Genomic DNA, 20,077 nt, shown 5'->3' on the forward strand with positions numbered 1-20,077 from the left:
TTATCGATAAGAAGCGATAGGCCTTTGAAAGGCTTGTTCGAGAAGGTGGGCCGCCTGTCGTGAGGCGCACCAGGCCGTTCGTAGCCCTGTCACCTCGAGACGCAGCTGGCTACTTCGACGTCATTTCGATCGCCATCGCCCGGTCGAAACTGCCGTCCGCCAGCACTGCCCAGCTTGGCAGCGAGGCCAGGTATTGGTAGAAGGCCGCATGGACCTTCACCGTCGCCAGGGACTTCAAGTCCTCGTCGGTGACCTCCTGCTCGGCGAAGACACGTGAGTTCTCGTCCCCGATTGTCCCGTTGATCCGACGCGCTGCCTCGATGTACCAGTCGGACCTCACCTGGCTGATGTAGGTCGTCGACCCGTCCGCGCTGCGCAGCTCGCCGTCCCCGCCGAGCGAGAAGTGCGCGTAGTCCTGCTCCAGTGCGACCTGCGCTGACTTGTACGCCTCGCCGATCTCGACGTCGAGGCTCTTGATCTTCGCCGAGCCATCGGGGTTGACCAGCATCTCCTTGCTGATGGTTCCCTCGGCGTAGATCCGCCGCTGCCGCTCGTTGCTGGCCGCCTCGCGCTCGGCGACCTCGGTGGCCACCAGAACATTGTCGACGAACTCGTCCTCGTCGAACATCATCGTCGCCTCGTACTCGTCCGGGTCGACGATGACCGGGGCGTTGGGGTCTCGCCCCTCGTCCGCGGCGGTCATCATCGTGATGACGTCCATGACCTCGTCGGAGTAGACGTCCGGATCGAGGCGCTCGATGTCGACGTCCCGGTACCCGTAGGTCTCCTGGTAGAGCGCCTTGGCATCGAAGGCGCGGATCGCCTGTCGCATCCGCTTGTCCAGCATCTTCACAAAGTCCGGCTGGTTCATCCGCACGTCGAAATCGATGGCCGAGGACAGCGTCGGGATCGTCTGCAGCGAGTACTCATGCCCGGGATGGGTGATGGTGTCCTGGAACAGCCGCCACGACATCGGCAGGATCGTCTGGTTGCGATTCCACACCGGCGGGTCGCCGGCCCGGAAGACGATCGAGTTCCGCGGCGAGAGGAAGGCCATGTCGTTGTAGGAGATCAGCGGCTCCTCTTTGGTGTTCATCGTGTAGGAGACGCGCCCCTCGGTCTTGCCTCCCACGACCTTGTCCAGGTCCTGGCTGATCTGCTTGGAGTCGACATAGGACCTGTGCGTCCTGCCGCTCATCTTCTCCAGCGTCTCGATCATCGAGTCGTCGGTGGACTTGAGGAAGACGATGTTCGCGGTGTTGTGCGTCGGGATGAAGTCGTCAGTCAGGTAGAGGTGACGCTCGTCCTCGACCGCGATGCACTGCACGAGGTCGTCGCGCACGTAGTCGACGCTGACGACACGGTTGAAACTACGAGTGCGGTCCTTCCAGCGCTCCGCCTTCCGAGGAAGCAGGAAGGGGTTGATCTCGGGCAGGCGGATGTTCTGCACCCTGTGCGCGTCACGAGCGGCCTTCGGCTCCGACTGGTTCGGAGACGTGTAGATGATGTTGGTTTTGACGTTGATCGCCACACGACCACCAAGGGAGCGAATCAGTTCCTGCACGTTCTCCGCCAACTCCTGGCTGCACGAGCTGAACTCCATCTCGCCCTTCTTGCTGATGGTCCCGTCGGTGTCCATCAGACCGCGCAGCAGGTCACTGCGCTGCTGCACCGAGCCCCGCAGGTAGATCTCGGGGATCGACTTCTCCCACGCGCGGTGGCCGGACACACCGAGCTCACGCGTGAACTTACGGACTCCGTTGATCCGATACTGGGGGCAAAGACCTTCTGCGACCGCCTGAACGACAATCGCGTACCCGCGACGACGAATCTCGTCGATAATCTCGGGCTCGGCGCTGTACAAGGACACCGTTCCCCCAGAGTTGATGTGGGCATCGCCCAGGATTGCACCCAGCACGTACGGGTCCACCGGAAGATCGGCCTCCGGGTAGGCCACCGGAGCAATCGGGATCAGATCGACCTGACGCCCCTTGTCGATGCGTGCCTTCAGCTCCTCAGTACTGATGATCTCGGTGACGCGCTCAGCCGTCTTACCGTCGGCACCGCCGGTGTAGCGACGCTTGCCGTTCTCGTCCTTCCCGCCGAGGTACTTGATACTCGATTTCCAGCGCTCAATCGGCCACAGGTGGTCCGGGCACGCCTCGACCGACGACCCGTCGCGCAGCGTGAGTCGGTAGACCGGTCGCATCTTGACCGGGTATTTGTCGGTCACGGTCGTGACCGTGCCAAACGGGGTCATCAGCTCGTCACCGGGCTGAATCTTCTCCATCGTCGTCCACCCATACGGCGTGGCGATGCTGGCGTCGAGCGGGAGGCAGTTTCCCTGCACGATCTTGTCCACGCTCTCGCCGTAGACGTCGCGCAGCTGCTGCAAGGTCTGAAGGATGAGCGTGAACTGCTGTTCCTGGCCCAGCCCGATCGACAACATGGTCTCGAAGCCGGAAATGCCGTGTCCTTCGGACTGCAGGTTGCCGAGCTCGTCGAGCATAAACCTGGTCCTGTACAGCGGCTTCTGATTGCTCTTGGTCATGTAGCTCTTGTCGAAGTTCAAATCGACCAGCTGCTTGACCAGGATCAAAATCAGCTTCGCGTACTTCATCAGGTGCGGCGGAGTCACCAGGAACACCGCCTTCGGGGACTCCGAGTACCGCACCATCGTCTGGGTGATCGCCCGGTTCTCGCCCGAGACCTTCTCGGGGTGGCCACCGCCGGAGAAGTCGAGCCGGGTATGCGGGTACATCGTGTCCTCGGGCCGGAACGACTGGATCCTCCCGTCCCCGGTGCCTCCCTCGCGTACCGGCCGCAGCTCGCGCAGCACGCCGTTTTTGATGATCTTCTTGCCGGTGACGGGCTCGGTCACGTAGTGCCGCCCGTTGAGCGAGACCTGATAGTTCTTCTTGAAATGGAAGTGAAAGGTGCGCACCAGCATCTTCGACTGCGGGTTTACGAGCTCGAGCCTGACCCAGGCCTCGTCGGCGGGGAACTTTCCCTTGAAGTAGTACCGTGCCCAGCCCTCGGTGGTGACGATGTCCGAGTGCGCGAACTCCGGGCCGAGGTCCTCGGTGAACATCGAGTCCCCGTACGCCGACCACATCGCCTGCAAGCCCTTGAGGTGGTCGCGCTTGAGGTAGTTCGGCGCGAAGCGCACGCCGAACCGCCGCGGGAAACTCAGCCCGCCCAGGTCGGTGTTCTGCGAGGGCTTGCCCGAAGTCAGCGTCGAGATCGTCGGGTCGGTGAAGAAGGACATGGCCGTGATCGCGATGCCGTAGACCGAGGCGAGCATCTTCTCCGCGCCGGCCATCGCGCGCAGGGCGTTGTTCGCGTTGCCGATGAGCGTGCGCATCGTGTTCGTCGGCAAGGCCTCGGTGGCGTTGAAGAACAGGGTGAGCATGTCCAGCTCGGCCTTGCCCTCCCACAGAAAGTCCTTCTCCGCGACTTTCCTCTGCTCCTCCTCCAGCAGGGCCTCGTCGTCCTCGAACTCCCCGGCCTTGATCCTCCTCTCCAGCTCCGCGGCCGGGTTCCTGATCTTCTTCGAGGTCAGCTGCACGAACAGCTGGTAGCAGTTGTAGAGCGTGACCTTGCCCCACATTTCATCGAGCCGCTTCTCCAGTGTTTCCGGGTCCATCCCGGTCAGGGCGGCGACCTCGCGCAGCTCGCGCTCCTCTTCGAGATAGAAGTCGATGAGGCCGTAGGCCGCGCGCTTGAAGGCGTTGTTTGCCGCGTTGGGCCACACCGGGTCCTCGCTGCCGTCGAGCGGGAAGAACACGTCGGCAATGTTCTCCACGTACAGCGCGCACTTGGTGGAGTCGCCCTCGCGGGCCGCCTCAGCGGCCATGCCCAGCGGGTTGTAGATGTCGGTCTTCATCGCGTTGATGAGGTTGAACTGCACCGGCTCGAAGCCGCGGGTGACCAGCGGGATGTAGTTCTTCACCAGCAGCTCGCCCTTGGGGTCGTTGACCACCATGTTCGACGGCGTCTTCTCCCGGCTCCACATGTCCAGCATCGGCTCGATGTAGGTCTGCCCTTTGCCGGCGCGGGTGATGGCCAGCACCATCGTGTTCACCGGCGCGGTGTCCACGATGTAGGCGCCCGCGGGGCGCTGCACCTCGTACTGCGGAAAGTCCCAGTCGGCCTTGATGAGGTCGGCGACGGTCTTGTACGTGCCGAGCTTGCCGCGGTCCTTGCCATCGGGGTTGTACGGAATCAGGGTTGTGTCGTATTTCTGCCGCAAAGCCTTGTCGCGTGGCAGCCCCGAAGCCTCGAAGAGCGCGTCGCCGAACCCCTCGTCGATGATCGGCAGCGTCGCCGTGAGCGGCTCGCCGGCGTCGTCGTCGAGGGCCTCACCGGCGTAGTAGACCAGGGTCCCGTCGTCGTCGTCGACGACGTCGTTCTCCGCGCGCTGGACGACCTCGACCTGGCCCAGGCCTTTCGCGCGGAGCATCATGTGGCTAATCATCGAGCTGACTTGTACGTCCGAGTGAGCGCCGGCGTCGGGGAACCAGTCGTAGTTCCGCTGAACTTCCTGGGGGAGCGCGATGTGCTGGTCGTTGTGGTACTGGTTGATGTCGGCCGTGGTGTTCATGAGGTTGGCCGCGGCAACCCGGCGCGAGAACCAGGTCCCGATGACGATCGCGACCAGCAGGCCCGAGCCCAGCGTGACGAAGATCTTGAACGCCGAGACCGACTCCAGCTGCGCGCCGACACTCCTCTCGTCGTACTGGTCAGGGCTGGCCGTGGTCTCGGCCTGCGCCCTGGCCCACCAGTCGGGAACTGGCACCTCCTCGACGGTGGCGTAGCATTTCGACCTGGTAGCGGGGCTGCCCTTCTCGGTCAGCGGCCGGTAGCAGAGCACCACCGCTCCGTTGGCGCCGGTCGTGGTCTCCTCGACGTAGTACGAGCCCGGCACACCGGCGTGTGCGCCGCCTGGGGCACCGTTCACCGTCGCACCTAGCGCGCCCACTGCCGCGGCGATGACCGAACAGGTCAACCAGACGGCGATCGCCACGCACATGCCCACGACCAGCGCGGCGACCACGCCGGGCGCCTTCGACCGCCGAGCCTGGAGCATGCCCCGGTCGAGTTGCTGCTCGTCGTAGACATCCCTGTTCGCCAGAGTCTCACCCGAGGTGCGGGCCGAGATCTTGTCCCAGTTGCTCGCCTTCGGCCGCGACGCCCTCCACTTTCCCTGACTCATCGTTCTTCCCCTTTTCCCGCCGCGCGTCGTGCCGCTTCTTCTGACCCGTTGCGGCCGCGCGCACGGCAACGACGCAACAGGTCATGCCTGCGCGCGCGGCCGAAAGGCCACCGGGTCAGCCCCCCAGCGCGGCCCCGCCGATGAATCCCGCCACCCCCACGAGCGCAACCAGCGCCACCATCACGATGAGGAGGAACCGGATCGACCGTCCCTGGATCTCCGATTCCCGTGCCAGCTGGTGGACGTGAGCGGTGTTGTCGGCCTTGAGCTGGCTCACACGCTCACCCCAGCGGCGATTCGCCGAAGACTCGGCGGTGTCCACCTGGTGCAGCAGTTCGGCTACGCGTCCGATCTGGGACTTGGTCCGCTCCTGTTCGACACCGAGGCTGTGTTGCCACTCCGCGTCGCGAATCTGCATCTGCGCGACAGCCTCTCGGCGGTCGCGCTCGTGGGCCTCTTCCAGCCGGCGAATCCGGTCAGCATGCTCGTTGCGCAGCGACTCCAGAAGCGCTTCCTGCTCACGGCGCACAACTGCGACCTCATCGCTGATCCGCTGCTGTTCGGCCAGCGCCTCTGTCCGTGCGACGTCAGCTTTGCGGTTGTCGTCGATGATGCTCTGGATCTCCGACCTCCACCGGCCCAGGCGCTCTTCCTCGGCTGCCAGGTACTCAGTGTGACGCTCTGCCAGCAGCTCGAAGATCCGCGTGGTCCCGACCTGCATCTTCAGCGCGGCATCGGAGCGGCGCACACGCAGGATCTCCAGCTGATCGTGCGTGTGCGCGTTCTCGAGAATCCGGTCGATCTCGGCGACCGCGTCAGCCTGCTCCCGCTGCATCTTCGGACGGTGACGTTCTTTGAACTGGACCTCGGCCAGGATCGCGGCCTGCTGGGCCTGCTTGGTCGCCTGGTCTTCGAAGTCCTTCGCGATCCGGGTCTTGGTCTCCCGGATCCGCTGCTCTTTCTCGGAGTGGCGTTCGAGATGCGCTTGCTCGGTGCTGTCCTTGAGCGCCTTGTAGCGGGAGCCCTCGCGGTCGGTGGCCACGTCACGAATGATCTGCTCGGCGTGTGCCGACATGAGCCTGACGAACAGGACCCGCAGGTCGTCCTCATGCGCGGAACGCAGCTGGGCGAGGTCGGCGTTGGCTTGCCGGCTGAGCTGGGCCAGCTGGTCACCCAGCCATTCGGTCGCGCCCTGGGGAAGTTCGAGCTGCACCACGGGCGCGCCAATGGCGAAGGTCGCGTTGAACTCGTCGAGCCGTACCTCCAGATCGAGCTCCTCGGAGAGGAAACGACGGGCGATGACCTCGCGCACCTGATCCTGGTCGGTCAGCAGCACCTCGGCCGGGGAGTCCTGGGGCCCGGCCGTGTCTCCGTACGTCACGTCGGCCTCATCGAACTCCTCGAAGCCACCGGTCTCCTCGAACGTTTGCTCATCGACGTCGACCGCCACCGGCTCGACACCCTCCTCAGCGCTGGGGCCACGGGGCTCTGTGTCGAAGATTGGCTCGTCATCGACACCGTCCGCAGGAAGCGGATCGAAGATCTCGTCGTCGGCACCACCGTCGTCGTCGACCTGGACATCGGGCGCCACCGCGGTGGCCGTCTCCTCGGCGGCCATGCCACTGTGCTCGGCCCACGCCCGGGCGCCGACGACCTCGGCGAGACCCAGCGAACCGGAGAGAGCCGCCTTCGCCTGCGCGAAGGTGCCGTCGCTGACTAGGTCGATCAGCAGGTCGCCACTAGGCTCCTGCCATACGACGGCCCAGGCATAGCGAGCACCGGCGAGCAGTGAGTACTCCTCCATCCGGCTCAGCGTCTCCTCGTTGGGGATGATGCCGAAGACCTCGTTCTCCAGCATCTCGGCCGTCGCCACGGTCTTGATCTGATCGGAGCCGATGAGCTCGATGATCGAGCCTTTGGCTTCATCACGACCGTGCCGCTTGCTCAAACCACCGATATCCGCGGCGGCGAGCAGGAGCATGACCCACGCTGTGCCGCTGGGGAAGACGAACTGGGTGTTCGAGCGCAACAACTCCACGGCGGCGGGGATCGCCGTCTCCCTGACCACTGAGGACAGCAACTCGTCTGGCTTCTTCCTCCGACCCTTCCTGCGCCGTCCCGCGTCCGGACTACCCATCGTTGTCGGTCCCTTCGGCCGCGAGAAAAGTCACACTCGTTTATGAGAATCTTATCGGGCGCGTTTCGAATAGACAAGTCGATAAGTACTCGATAGTTTATCGAAGACGCATCCACGCTGGGTGTCCTAGTGGCCGCTCGTCGGCCGCGGGCGCCTCAGCTCACCGCGCTGACCTCGATGTGGGCGTCCGAGTTCAGCAGGTTCTTGTCGTCACTGACCAGGTCGCCGACGACGTCGATCCGGATCCGACGCTGTGACGGGTGCTCGTTGATGAAGGTGGCCACCGCGGTGGTGACCTCGTCGGTCATCTTCGCCACGGCCACGCGCGCGCCGCCGGCATCCGAGTCGGTATCGCCCTTGTCCTCGATGAGGTACCGCAGCACCTTCTTGTCCACCGAGACCCGCACGTTGTGCTTGAGGAGCACGTCCTGGACCATCGAGCGCAGCCTGGTGCGCACGATTTTCTCCTGCGTCACCAAAGACAGCGGCTGGAAGGGGGCGATGACGTCGATGCGGCCCAGAAGTTCGGGTGGGAAGCGGTTGCCGGCCGAGGTCTCGGAGATCGAGCGCCGGATGAGCTTCCTGTAGGCCTCGAGTTGCTTACCCGAGCCCGTGTCATCCTCGGCGTACCGCGCGATGGACTTGTAGATCTCCGAGCCTGAGTTCGTCGTCAGCACGATGTAGGTGTTGAGGAAGCTCACCTGGCGGTTGTGGTCATCGGAGAGCCGCCCGTCGTCGAGCACTTGCAGCAGCACCCGTGTGACCGTCGGAGAGGCCTTCTCGATCTCGTCGAAGAGCAGCACGGCGTGCGAGAGGCCCCAGACCTTCTTCGTCAACTCCGACCGGAAGGCCGCGAACGACTCGTCCCGGGCGTACTCGGTCATATCGAACCGGATGAGGTGGCGCTGATCGTCCCCGAACAGCAGGCGCGCGAGCTGCTTGGTGAGCTCCGATTTGCCAACACCGGTAGAGCCGGTGAACAGGAAGCTCGCTTCGGGGCGCCCCTTGTCATTGAGATCGGCCACCGACAGTTGCAAGCGCCTGGCCACCGCACTGGTCGCCAGGTCCTGACTGAAGACCACCGTGTCCAACTGTCGCTTGATGTGCGCGCCGTCGACCTTGAAGGCGACATTGACGTTGAGTGATTCCATGAGCACGTCCGCGAGCAACTCCCGGTCCAAGGGACGGTTGGTCAAGCGGTGCCAGCCGACCATGGAGTCGAGTACGAGGATCGACTTGCGCGGCTGTGCGCTCGCCGGCATGTAGCGCTGCGTGTACTCGTAGATCTGGCGGTAGATGTGATCGTCGTAGAACTGGTCGGCGACCCCGTAGCGCTTCGCCATTCCCCGCAGGATCGTGATCGTGGTGTCCTGGCCTGGGGGGTTGAGGTTGATGCGCTGCAGACGCTCGACGAGGGGCTGGTTCGGGGCGATGTGCGTGTGGAACTCCTCGTACGTCGTGGCGGCGATGATACGGAGGCCGCGCGTGCCCGACGCTGCCAGCACGGGCTTGATCGCCTCGACGGCCGCGGCGGACAGCTGGATGATCTGATGGAACTCGTCGATGAAGAGCACTATTTCGCGCTTCTCCTCCTCGACGAACCGCTCGGCCTCGTCGAAGAAACCCTTGAGCGTCGAGGCCATGAGATCGCCGGCGCCTGCCTCGGAGATCATCCTGGCCGGATCGACCTCAAGGTAGACGCGGTTCTTGTCGGTGAGCATCGTGGCCTGGACCAACGTGGTCTTGCCTGTGCCGGCCTCGGCCAGCAGCAAGGGATTGCACAGCTCGGGACGGCTCAGTGCGGCCATCAGCTGCATCTGTTCGTGCTCACGGCCGACGATCTCCCGTTCGGCCTTCTTGAGCGGGTCTGACAGTGCGGCTAGCAGTGGATAAGCCTCGTTGAGGTGTGAGTCGTGGAACATGCCGCGAGGTACCTCCGGCAGGGCAGTGATTCGACTGATTGGGCTCGCCGCAGTCCGGCGTATCCGGCTGCCCGGATGGGGCGCTGCCGCTCGTACTCGTCGGGTGCGTGCCGTGCGCCTGCCGTGGTCTCCTTTCTGTGCGAGAGGCCCCGAAGATCGCTCCGGGGCCTCTCGATGGTGCCTGGCGGGGGAAGGGTCTCAGCCAATGGCGGGCTCTTCCAGCTCGGCTGGCCGTTCGGACTCGGCGGCCTGCTCGGCGGTGGGCACAGCCACCTGCGCCCCCTTGGCCGCAGCCTGCGCCTTGCGTGCGTCGCGCATGGAGGTGAACTGGTTGTCCAGGGTCGTGGCGTCGACCTTGAAGTCGGAAGGCTCGATCCGGTTGGTGTTGACCACCAGCCCGGGGCCGCGCGACGCGGGCATGACATTGCCCTTGAACCCGTAGAGAGTGCCGACTTCCTCGTTATCCTTGCTACGCAGAGGCTCGGTGTTCGGGCCGGCGACCTGCACGATCTCCTGCAGTTGGCCGACAGAGTACGGCGCCTTGTTGTTGAAGCGAATCTTGCCGCCCTCGCCCGGCACGCGCTCCGACTTCAGGTGCAGGTTCGTCTGCTCCCGCCCCCGGCTGTCGCGTGCATCGACCTGGACGTCGATGTAATGAGACTTGCCGTCCTTGGTTGCGCCATTGCGATAGACCCTGGCGATGAGGTTGACCCCGGTCATCGCGCCCTTGCCCTTGAGAAGTGCCATGATCGCGTCCTTTCGTCGTTCCGGCTGCCACCCGGCAGACCGGCCATGATCAGTCACAGCGTCCGAACAAGACCTGCGATACCTGCCGAACGCCCTCCACATTAATGACGAAAATGGCATTCGACAAGTCTTTGATAAGCATTCGACTGGCGTTCGATGGTCAACCTTGCTCGTCAAGTGGCAGGGCAGTCGGGTCAGCCTCGCGTTCGTGGGGCAGCTCGTCGTTCGTCACGGCTGCGTCGATTCGCGCTTGGACGCGCACCGCGAGCCCCGAGTCCAGCGACGGGGCCTTCGACCGCCGCTGCGCCGCTTGCTCACGCTCGGTACGGAGCTGGGCGATCTTCGAGGGCAGCGTCAGCGACCCCCGTCCGCCGTTCTCAGCGGCGGCCATCAGCTCGCGGGACACGCGTGTCATGACTGCGACGTCGTCCACTGGGAGATCAGAGATCGCTTCGGGCTGGCCGGAATCGTCGAGATAGTCCATCGCCGCAAGGATCATCCTCCGGCGCTCGGTCGCCGCCGCCGTGAAGGTCCGGTGCGCTGTGGGCCCGATCTCGATGTCGTGGACGAAGTCGTAGCCGAGGTGGTGCAGGTCCAGCGCCTTGACCTCGTCGAAGTTGTGCACCGTGCCCGGCACGATCCTCAGCTGCGTGGTGAGTCCGTGGGGTCCCGGAGGGGGTGCGCCGGGGGCGCCTGCCTGCAGCACCAGGCCCGATGCCGAGAGATCGGTGCGCAGCTCGTCCAGGCGCTCGCCGTAGCCCCGCTGCATCGCCGCGATGCGGGCGTCCAGTACCGCCCGGCCCGCCGTGCCCTCGGTGAGATACCGGCCGCCGGGCTGGCCGTAGATGTCCCTGCCCAGCCGCTCGGCCTGCTCGGCGTCCGTCAACCGCGGTAAGGAGGCGTCGTGGCGCAGCGCCTGCAGCGAAAGCAGCCGCTGCCGGTAGTCCGTGAGCTGGCGCTGCCGGGCGTGCCACTGACCGGCGTCGCCGAGGAACGGCAGGAAGTGCTGGTACTTGCTCATCACCCGCCGGTGGTAGTCCTCCTCGAAGCGGTAAAAATCGTAGAGCGGCCGCGAGTCCTCGGCGGCCACGCCAGCGTTCTCCGCCCGCTCCCACTGGCGCGCCAGATCACGGTAGGCCGCGGCCCGGTCCCTGTGGTGCTCGAGGCGTGAAGCGTAGCTGCGCAGGCGGAAGCCGAAGGACACCAGATCGTGCTCGGTGCTCTGCTCGGGGCTGGTGTCGGTCTGCCGATCCGCCGCCAGTGCCGCCATTTGGACGTAGTCCATCCCCATGACATCGAGCATCGGCGTGCGTACCCGTAGTTCGGCCTCGGGCACAGCCCGCAGCATCTGGTACACACCGTCGACCGCCCGCTCCAGCATCTGGGCCCGGCCGCGCTCGACCAGGCGCTGCCAGTCCCGGGTGGACAGGTGCTCTCTCTCGCGACGCCGATTGGCGTCGTCGACGATCCTCTCCAGCGCCGCTGGCGCGGGCGATCCCGGGCGCTCCAGCTGCTCGGTCACTAACTCGGTGACCAGCTGGTTCGCCTTACGCATGGACAGTGCGTGTGAGCTGGCGCGCCACAGGGTCCGATCGGCCGGCAGGCAGGCGAGCAGGAACTGGGGGAGTGACTCGGCGCGGATGCGCTCCTGCGCCCAGCGTTTGATGAAGGTGGTGACGTTGCGCCGCTCGTAGCCCGCAGCGCTGGACAAGTGCGCCACGGCCTGTTTCCCCTCGAGCCAGGCATCGACGCCGCGGCGCAGTCGCGCCTTGTGCCGGTCCAGCAGCTTGCCACGCTGGGTACCGTCGCTGGCCAGCGAGCCCGTGCCCGCGTCGATCATCGCCAGATGGCAGTGCACGTGCTCGGTGTCGACCTGGATCACCCCGACGTAGCGCAGGTCGTCGAACCCGCTCGTGCCGGCGGCCATCCGGTCCAGCCCGTGCATGATCGCCATGCGCAGCTTCATCTGGTCGATGTGGCCGCGGTAGTCCCCGCGTGCCTCGCAGTGGAAATCCTCGCCGATGAGGCCGTGCCGCTTGAGGTAGTTCTCGTCGAAGGAGAGCAGCGTCTTGAGCACGGTCTTGCCACTGTCGAAGCGCGTCTGAATGTCGCGGGACGCGGCGTGCAGTTGTTCGTCGGACAGGGAGACCGAGCCGTAGCCGAAGGCCACGCCGCCGTCCCCCTGGGCCTGGCGCATGGCCGTCTTGACCGCGCCGCGGGAGCTCCCTGCGTGCTCGACGGCCGACTCACGGGCCAGGTAGCGCGTGATGAAGTCGTCGGTGCGCACGCGCTGGATCGGGGCCAGGGACTCCGTGGCCTGTCGGCGGGCCATGTACCGCGTGACGTAGTCGCCGGGCGTCGCGCCGCGGGACCCCTTACCGCCCGGCAGGGGCACGCTGAACTCGTTGACGATCACGATCGACGTCCGCAAGTCCATACATCATCACCATCCAGCGAGTCGTGAGCCTGGTTGCGCTCGCGCCGACTGCGTCAGCGCGAGGACGGCATGTCGCTCAGTTCGATGACCGGGTCCGGTCCCGGGGTGCAGTCACCTGGCGTCAGGGGCCGTTGGTCTGTTTGTTGTCTCGGCTTGAACGCGCTTCAGGACCCCAGGTCGTGGTCGTAGCCGTTGTCCTGGTCGCCATCGAGGGTGATGGCGCGGCGGGAATCCCTGTGTGTGCGCTCGTCGACGGTCGAGGACGGCCTGACCGGCTCCGGCTGGGCTTCCGGCTTCTCACGCTCGAGGCCGGAGTCCGGGGCGCGCGCCGGGCGCGATGGTGGTGGCTCCACGGTGATGCGCTGGGGCTGGACCACGTGCTCGTGGTAGAGGTTCTCCGTTGTGCCTGCGGTACGTGCCCGCTCGGCCTGGTACCGCACGTGCTCGGCGGCGATCAGCGCCTCGATCTGCTGCAGGCGGCTGCCCAGCCCTTCGGCCGTGGTCTCCGCCTGAGGGGCCGGGCGGGCGGTGCGGTCCTCCTGCCCGGCGAGGCCGATCTCCTGCTCGGTGAACAGCGAGTTGATCGCATCCGAGCGTGCTCGCAGGCCCCGTTCGTCGATGACGGCGCCGTGGGTTCGCGTGACGCCATCCTGGGAGTGGTCGGCGAAGTAGTCGGTGAGGTCGTAGCCCGAGGACTCGAGGTCGATCTCGAGTCCGGCGATGTCGTGCACGTGGGTGAAGACCACCGGGGCGTCGGTCTCCGCGGCCGACGGGGCCAGTACGAGAGTGTCCACTGTGACCGGGAGTTCCCACTCGATGCCGATGATCTGCTCGGGGACGCTGAACGCGTTGCTGAAGTAGCCCTTGCCCGCGAGCACGACCAGCTGCTCGTCGTCGAACTCGTAGAAAGCGGTGATCTTCTCGCCCTGGCCGGGGGAGTAGGTGACCTGGGAAATGCCGTACGGCAGCATCGTGGCCGGAGTGATCGAGCGCAGCTCACCGGTCATGTGCAGGTAGGGCCGGTAGTTCTCCTGCGGGCTCCGGTGCTTGAGCTCGACTGATTCCACGAGGACGACGCTCTCGGCGGCCAGCTTCTCGTAGCGGTAGGTTTCGACGCCGTGTTCGCGAAGGACCCGGTCGGCCCACACGTCGTTCAGCGTCAGTCCGGCGGTGCGCATCACGTCCTCCTGGTGCGGGTGTTCTTCCCGCCGTGGCGCCCGGCCTGTGCGGCGGGTCCGCGCGAAGGCCCGGACGTCGTTGCGGTATCGGCCTCACCGGCGCGAGGGTCGCGGATTTTCTGGATCCTGCGCGTGCCCCAGCGCCACAGGGCGCGCATCACCGCGATCTCGCCTGCCGCCAGGATGATGACCAGGAAGCACAGCGGCGTCAGCCACATGGCGATCGTCCCGGCCATGGTCAGCGAGCCCTGGGCCGCGCCGGACTGCTGATGCAGCCAGGCACCGAGCGTCGGGATGACGACCATGGCGGTGATGAACACCAGCAGGAAGTCGGTGACGATGGTGACCGAACGGAAGAACACGGCCCTGGCCACGCCGCGAAGCCTATCGCCGCCCGCGGTCAGTGAGCGCCGTTCCCAGGCCTCGCGTAGCGGCGACGGCCGTTTCTCTGCCTTGTTTTTCGTGGCCCTCGCTGAGGGCGACTTTCCCGCCGCCGTGCTGGCCTCGTCGACGCTGACTGTCCGGTGGGTCCTGTCCATAGTCCGGCTCATCATGATCATCTCGTCTTTCGTGTCGTCGCCGTGTCGTGTTTCGCGTGATCTGAGGTCCTCATCCGGTCAGCGATGGCAGCTCCGCATGGATGCGGGGTGGGCGAGGCGCCGCCCGCTTCGGCCGACGGGCGTGTCTGGGCGCCGACAAGGTCATCGCGCGTCCTCGTTGCCCGGCAGGCCGCGAACGACGACGCCGCGTCGCAGGCTTGGCACAGCAGGCGTAGCGAGGGCCGCCGCACCCGCACCCTCACCGGACATCGCCGTACGGCCGCTTATCCGCGCACCCGTCACATCTGGCTGCGCCTGACGTGCACCTCATCTGACACCGGCCCGGTGCGCGACGACATATTGACGACGCACTTCATGCGCTCAGAGCGCACTGCCCGCTCGCCGGACTTCACACTCACAGCCGACGCCATGCCGTCTCGGAATGTTCTTCTCGAATACCACAACGACGTTATCAAGAAAAGTATTCGAAAGGTAGTCCGAATCAGTTCGAATGGCGAGTCGATCCGCTCGCCGGGACCCCGGAAAGACCTGAGACGCCGCCCTCGGCGTCAACCGTCACCACAAGCAGCATCCGACGCTGGGCCGTGATGCGCCCCGGGTTGGCGTTGTTCTGCTCGATCGCGTCCGAGGTGACCGCAACGTCGGCCAGAACGGCATAGGTGTAGTCGCCCGCGCTGACCCTGACGACCTCGATGTCCAGGTCATCACCCGCCGACGAATTCAGCCCCTGGGCGTCGATGTAGTGATACCGCTGGCCGCCAGCATCGCTGTTGTACCGGGACGGGGGCATGAACTCGGTGAAGAACACATCATCCTCGCTGAGGCCGTACTTGGCCTTGAGCTCCGCGCGCGCCTGGTCGTAAGCCGCACTCGAGTCCCAGGTGAAGGCCGTCTCGACCAGCGCGGCGATCATCCGCGCGTCACCATCCAGCCGTGCCCGGCTGACCCCGACCGAGTGCAGAAGATCACCCTCTATCTGCTCGGACCGTGCCCGGTGCGCAGTCCTGAGCTCGCCCTCGAGTTCGCTGATCCTCGACTCCTGCCCGTCCAGCGCCGCACGCTGGCCGGCCGACCTCGTCCCGGCTACGGCCGCGACGAGCACGAGCAGTGCCGCGATCACCAGGACCCCGCTATTACGCCGGATGAAACCCCGCTGGTTCGCCTGCCGCGGCCCGGCCGCACCGGCCATACCCGCTGGCGTGGGCCCGGTCATCGCCCGCCACCCTCCTCGACCCTCGTCTCCCCGTTGGAGCCGGCAAGCTCCGGGACGCCGGAGCCATCCGGCGCCGAACTCGACGGGTGCTGGTGGGCCGCACCGGCCGCGGTCACCACGACCTCGAGGTCGTCGAAAAGCCCGCGCGTGCCGTCGTGGATGTAGCTCGCGCTGGCCCAGGCGAGCACCGTGCTGGTCGTGGTGTCCCGGCACAGCCAGACGACCGTCGCCTCCTGCGTCGCTCCCGAGACCTCGGGGGAAGCCAGGTCCGGCATCACCGTCTCGACCTTCCAGGTGTACGTGCTGGGGTCAGACGCCGCCCACCCGTCGTAGCGGACATACCAGGCGAACCGCGGGTCAATCTCACGGGCCGCGTCGAAGGGCAGCACGTTCTGCCAGGTGTAGGCATCCTCATCGGTGGCGAGGTAGGAGTCCTTGCTGAACAGCGGGGCCAGGACCTTGCGGTGCTCAGCGGTCGCCACCATGGCCTCATTCGGCGCTCCGTTGTCCGTGCCCGGCTGCATGCTCGACTGGTGATAGAGCGTCGTGTAGGTCTGCTGCGCGGCCTGGACCTTGCCTGCGTCGGTCGCCGCGGCGTGGGAGAGCTCCGACATCGTGCGCGGCAGGTCCAGGTCCACCGGCCCTGCCCGAGCATCGCTGATCTGCTCCTCCAGGTTCATGATCGTCGAGTCGTTCGCGGACCGAGCCGCCGTGAAGCCGTTGCCCGTCACCGCCGAGATGACCACCAGCGCGAGGATCCCCGCGCTCATGATCACGCTGAGCCTGCGGCGCAGGATTCTCGCGCTGTCCTCGGTCGCGCGGACCTTGCGCCTGGCCCGTTGGGCGTCCCGCCAGCCGTCGAAGCGCGCCTCGAGCTCGAGCCCTGTGACCTTCCGGCGTGTCGGCGGGGCCGTGCGCCTGGTGGTACTGGCCTCTCCCTCCTCGGGGTGCGACCTTCCGGCCGGATCCTCCACGCCCTGGTCGCTGGTGTCGTTGAACTGGTTGTCGGCTCCCATCACAGGTGCGCCCCCTTCTCCGCGTAGTTGCATAAGCCGGTGCCCGGAGTCCGGGCACCGGCTTGCTCACTCTCGGATCGCCCCGCTCGCCGCGGCGCATCACGCCGTCCTGATCTGGTCGGCGGGCAGCATCGCATCCGACATGTCCACGAACTGCCAGCCCTGGGCAGCCATCTCCGACGCGCTGGCGACGCGGACCCGGCCCATGAACGCGCAGTAGCCGGCTTCGCCGAGGATGAGCGTGTCGCCCTGGACCCCGAGGACGACGAGCGTGTGGCCCGCAGGGCCCGAACCCGGCCCGGACCCGATCGAGTACGGGGTCGGCGTCGAGGACGTCACTATGCCCGTCTGCTCCGCGATGGTGTGGGCCGTCCGGATACCGTTGCCCGCGGGGTAGGACTGGAATGTCGTGTACTTGTTCACGAAGTAGGTCGAGAACGACACGCAGTTCATCGCGTGATTGCTTCCGCAGGAACCGGGCCCGCCGCCCTGGCCGTAGCGCGTGTCCAGGAACTTGTCGCCCTCCTGGTTGAACAGGTCGATCAGGGTGGTGGCTTCCGCCTCGGTCATCCCGCCGTCCTGGGGCGAGACGGAACCGGCACCGGCGGCGGCTTCATCGTCGGCCGGGCAGTTGTCAGCGATCGTGCGGACGCCGCCCTCGACGCTGCTGGCGAGGTCGCCGGTGATGTTCGTGACGCCACCGGCGACCGACTCGTCGACAGTCCAGCCACTCATGGTCGCGAACCACATCTGCGCGTCATTCGCCCGCTCCGCCATCTTCGAGGCGTTGTCGGCCGAGCGTTCCCACTTGTTGTGGAAGTGGTAGGCCGCCTCGCTCGGCGACCCCCGCGAGTTCGTGATCATGTCCTTGAACACCTGGACGTCACCGGGGTTGTCACCCTCGACCATGAACGCCAGCTGCGCCTCGATCGTGTACCAGTCCATGCCCTTGGCCTCGGCGTAGTCGAGCAGCATCGTCGTGCGGCCGTTGGACCACTGGCCCAGGCCGATACCGCCGTGCGACTGGCCCGGGATGTGGGTGAAACCGCCATCCCAGGTCGCCTTCTTCCGCGGGCCGATTGTGTACGGCTCGCTGAAGATCGCCTCGACACTGGTCGGGTCCACACCAGACTCCTGCGACCAGTTGCCCAGGATGCCCGCGATGTTCTCCTGCGGCATGCCCCAGGTCCTCAGCACCGAGTACACGGCCTTCGCGTTCGCCTCGGTATTCGCGGGAACAAGCGCGCCGTCCCCGCCGCCGCTGGTCGTGATCGCGCATCCGGCTCTGCTGGAGCCGATCTCGCCCTCGGTCAGCGCGGTGTCGCTGAGCACCCCGGTGAGGACCGTGCTCACCAGGGCGACGGCCGCCACCGTGGCGACCAGCCCGGACATCGCCGCTGCCACCGGTGCCATCGCCGCGGTGACCGTGACACCCAACACGGCGCCGGCGGTGTTGGCCAGGAAGCCGCCGAGCGCCACGAAGGGTGCGATGACGGCGTGCCCGAGGGCTTTGATGAGGGTCACGACGAGCGTCCACAACAGATTCGCCATGTTGGCCGCCATCGCCAGGAACGCGAAGAACATCGACTTCAGCCAGTTGAGCAGCGCCATGAGCATGACGGCCGCCATGGCCGGGGGAGTGGCAGCCGCGGCGCCGCCGACAGCGACGCCCTTGGCCACTTTCGGGGCCATGCCCTCGTCGGCTTTCGCGCTGCCGCGCTCAACGCTCGTGCCGCCGGCTCCCAGGCGCGTGCCTGCGGGGCCGTCGGCAGACCGGCTCCTGGTGGCGCCGGTCGTGTCCTGGGCCGCTTCGAGCCCGGCTTCCTTAGCCGCGCCGAGGGCGGCGCCGTGCAGGCCACCCTGCAGGGCGCCGTTGACGCCACCGGCGACAGCCCTGCCCCCGTAGCGGCGGACGTGGCTCTCGCCCCCGCCTTCCACCGCCTTGCCGGCCGCACTTCCCGCACCGGTCATCGCACGCTGGGGCAGGCCCGAGCCTGATCCCCCCGCGCTCAGGCTCTTGGTCCCCCGGCCGACTGGGCCGGGAATGGGTCTCCCACTGGTGGACGGGCCACCGGCCAAGCTCCGCGAACCGGCGTCCGAGGCCGCCGAGGGCACACCAAGGCTCTTGCGCGGAGCACCAGGTGAAGGCGGCGGCGCGCCGGACTGAGCCGGCTCATCAGGTTTTGTCGGCTGGTCGGTGGCCATGATGTCCTTTCGGGCTTACGGTCTGACTGGCATGGGCACGCCTCGCGGATCGGCACTCAGTAGGACGTCGCCAGGAAGTCGGCGTCGTCGCGCAGCGAACCGTTGGACTGCACGTCGCGCAGCTCCACGTCGAGACGGAGAAGGTCGAGCATCAGGTCCGACTGGTACTCCGATTTGCCCTTCGCATAGTCCTGATAGGCCTGCGACAGGTTGTTCATCACAGTCGTGAGAGGACGCATCGTCACGTCGGAGGACTGGTAGTCGCGCTTGAGATCCGAACCATCCGAGAGGATCCACGGCAGATCCGAGATCTGCTGGCTCGTACTGTCGGAGTCCTCGGAGCGCTTCGCGGACAGGAACTCGACATAGCTCTGCCCGGAGGGCACCAGGACACCCAGGTAGCCGTCGTAGACGTTGCCCGCCCGCCAGTTGAGACCGAAACCGCCGGGAACGACGTGGTCGGTCTCCAGGGCCAGCGTCGGGACACCGTCCTTGGCTTCGGCGGCCGAGGCACCCGTGATCCGGTCGCCGGTGAGCATGACCGGCACCGGCGGCGGGCGCAGGGACAGCCCGGCGACCTTGGTCGTCTCCAGATCGGACGTGTACGCCTGGATCTGCGCCAGGTTCGCGCGCATCCCGATGAGCTTCTGATCGAGCTTGGCGCGGGTTTCCTTCTCCGCCGCCTTGAGCACGACGTCGTAGTAGGCCTGCGCCGGGTCGAATCTCGTCGTGTTCAGGGCTGGAATCGTCGTGGTCTCGCTCGCTCCGGGATTGACGAAGATCCGCCACTGGTCGTACCTGCGGAAGCTCGCGTCATCAGCAACCTCGTCGGCCTTGCCCTGGTTCTGCTGGCGCTCGTCGTGGGCCAGCTCCGCGTTCGCCCGGACCGTCAGGTTGAGCACCTGCTGCTCGAAAGGCTCCTCGGCGTCAAGCAGGACACCGACGTAGCCGGTCGAGCCGAAGACGTGGAAGGACCCCTTGATCCCGCTGGTGCTCACCGCCTCGCTGTTGAGGTTCTGGTCCGAACCCAGCAGGAACGCCCGGTAGTCCGCCGCCTTGTAGGAGATCGACGCGGCGGCGGGAAAGTGCATCATCACCAGAGCCTTGTCACCCTGCTCGTTGGAGTAGATCCCGTCGACGTCGCCCTCGAGCCCGGTCTTCGAGGTCGTGAACTCCTGGGTGTACAGGGCCGTGTACGACAGCGAGTCGCTGCTCACCTGGAAAGCCGACGCTCCCGCGCTGCCGATCACGATCACGCCCGCGACCGCGAAGATACTGACGAACACCCCGAAGCGCTCGATCGCATGGTGCGAGTCGAGCTTGAACCTCCTGCCGAAGGCCAGTGCCTTGTCTGTGATCCTCAAATCTGTTCCCTGTTCGTCCTCGACCCGGCGTGGGTTCAGGTCGTCAGCTGATGCGGATTCGGACACGACTGACCGATCCGGCC

The 20,077-nt window shown here is 66.2% G+C and carries 11 protein-coding genes; all 11 read right to left on the reverse strand.

Annotated elements, in window-relative coordinates:
- Positions 1 to 109: 109 nt before the first annotated feature.
- The 11 genes from L3Q67_RS27015 to L3Q67_RS27065 all read right to left on the reverse strand — a co-directional run bounded on the left by L3Q67_RS27015 (position 110) and on the right by L3Q67_RS27065 (position 20,060).
- Positions 110 to 5,056, reverse strand: a complete 4,947-nt coding sequence (locus tag L3Q67_RS27015; RefSeq protein ID WP_499184253.1) for a type IV secretory system conjugative DNA transfer family protein — start codon at positions 5,054 to 5,056, stop codon at positions 110 to 112.
- A gap of 274 nt (positions 5,057 to 5,330) precedes the next feature.
- Positions 5,331 to 7,295 (reverse strand): coiled-coil domain-containing protein, encoded by a 1,965-nt coding sequence (locus L3Q67_RS27020; RefSeq protein ID WP_499184254.1) that lies wholly within the window; start codon positions 7,293 to 7,295, stop codon positions 5,331 to 5,333.
- A gap of 212 nt (positions 7,296 to 7,507) precedes the next feature.
- Entirely contained in the window at positions 7,508 to 9,274 is a 1,767-nt protein-coding gene (locus tag L3Q67_RS27025; RefSeq protein ID WP_499184255.1) for an ATP-dependent Clp protease ATP-binding subunit, read from the reverse strand.
- A 198-nt stretch (positions 9,275 to 9,472) separates the two neighbouring features.
- The gene (locus L3Q67_RS27030) at positions 9,473 to 10,021 is read right to left on the reverse strand and encodes a hypothetical protein (RefSeq protein WP_499184256.1); all 549 of its coding nucleotides are present in this window, start codon (positions 10,019 to 10,021) and stop codon (positions 9,473 to 9,475) included.
- Between the two features lie 160 nt (positions 10,022 to 10,181).
- Positions 10,182 to 12,458 carry a relaxase MobL gene (mobL, locus tag L3Q67_RS27035; protein WP_499184257.1) on the reverse strand — a complete coding sequence of 759 codons (2,277 nt, stop codon included), beginning with the start codon at positions 12,456 to 12,458 and terminating at the stop codon, positions 10,182 to 10,184.
- Between the two features lie 164 nt (positions 12,459 to 12,622).
- Positions 12,623 to 13,636, reverse strand: a complete 1,014-nt coding sequence (locus tag L3Q67_RS27040; RefSeq protein WP_499184258.1) for a hypothetical protein — start codon at positions 13,634 to 13,636, stop codon at positions 12,623 to 12,625.
- A complete protein-coding gene (locus L3Q67_RS27045; RefSeq protein WP_499184259.1) occupies positions 13,636 to 14,010 on the reverse strand; it encodes a hypothetical protein in 375 nt (124 codons plus the stop codon). Before L3Q67_RS27045 ends, L3Q67_RS27040 begins: the two co-directional genes overlap by 1 nt.
- 667 nt (positions 14,011 to 14,677) lie before the next feature.
- Positions 14,678 to 15,409 (reverse strand): hypothetical protein, encoded by a 732-nt coding sequence (locus tag L3Q67_RS27050; RefSeq protein ID WP_499184260.1) that lies wholly within the window; start codon positions 15,407 to 15,409, stop codon positions 14,678 to 14,680.
- Entirely contained in the window at positions 15,406 to 16,425 is a 1,020-nt protein-coding gene (locus L3Q67_RS27055; protein ID WP_499184261.1) for a hypothetical protein, read from the reverse strand. The genes L3Q67_RS27050 and L3Q67_RS27055 overlap by 4 nt, the downstream gene beginning before the upstream one ends.
- 99 nt (positions 16,426 to 16,524) lie before the next feature.
- Positions 16,525 to 18,630 carry a phage tail tip lysozyme gene (locus L3Q67_RS27060; protein ID WP_499184262.1) on the reverse strand — a complete coding sequence of 702 codons (2,106 nt, stop codon included), beginning with the start codon at positions 18,628 to 18,630 and terminating at the stop codon, positions 16,525 to 16,527.
- Positions 18,631 to 18,686: 56 nt separating this feature from the next.
- The gene (locus L3Q67_RS27065) at positions 18,687 to 20,060 is read right to left on the reverse strand and encodes a hypothetical protein (protein WP_499184263.1); all 1,374 of its coding nucleotides are present in this window, start codon (positions 20,058 to 20,060) and stop codon (positions 18,687 to 18,689) included.
- Positions 20,061 to 20,077 lie beyond the last annotated feature (17 nt).

Source organism: Saccharothrix sp. AJ9571, assembly GCF_021725495.1.
GTDB lineage: Bacteria > Actinomycetota > Actinomycetes > Mycobacteriales > Pseudonocardiaceae > Amycolatopsis > Amycolatopsis magusensis.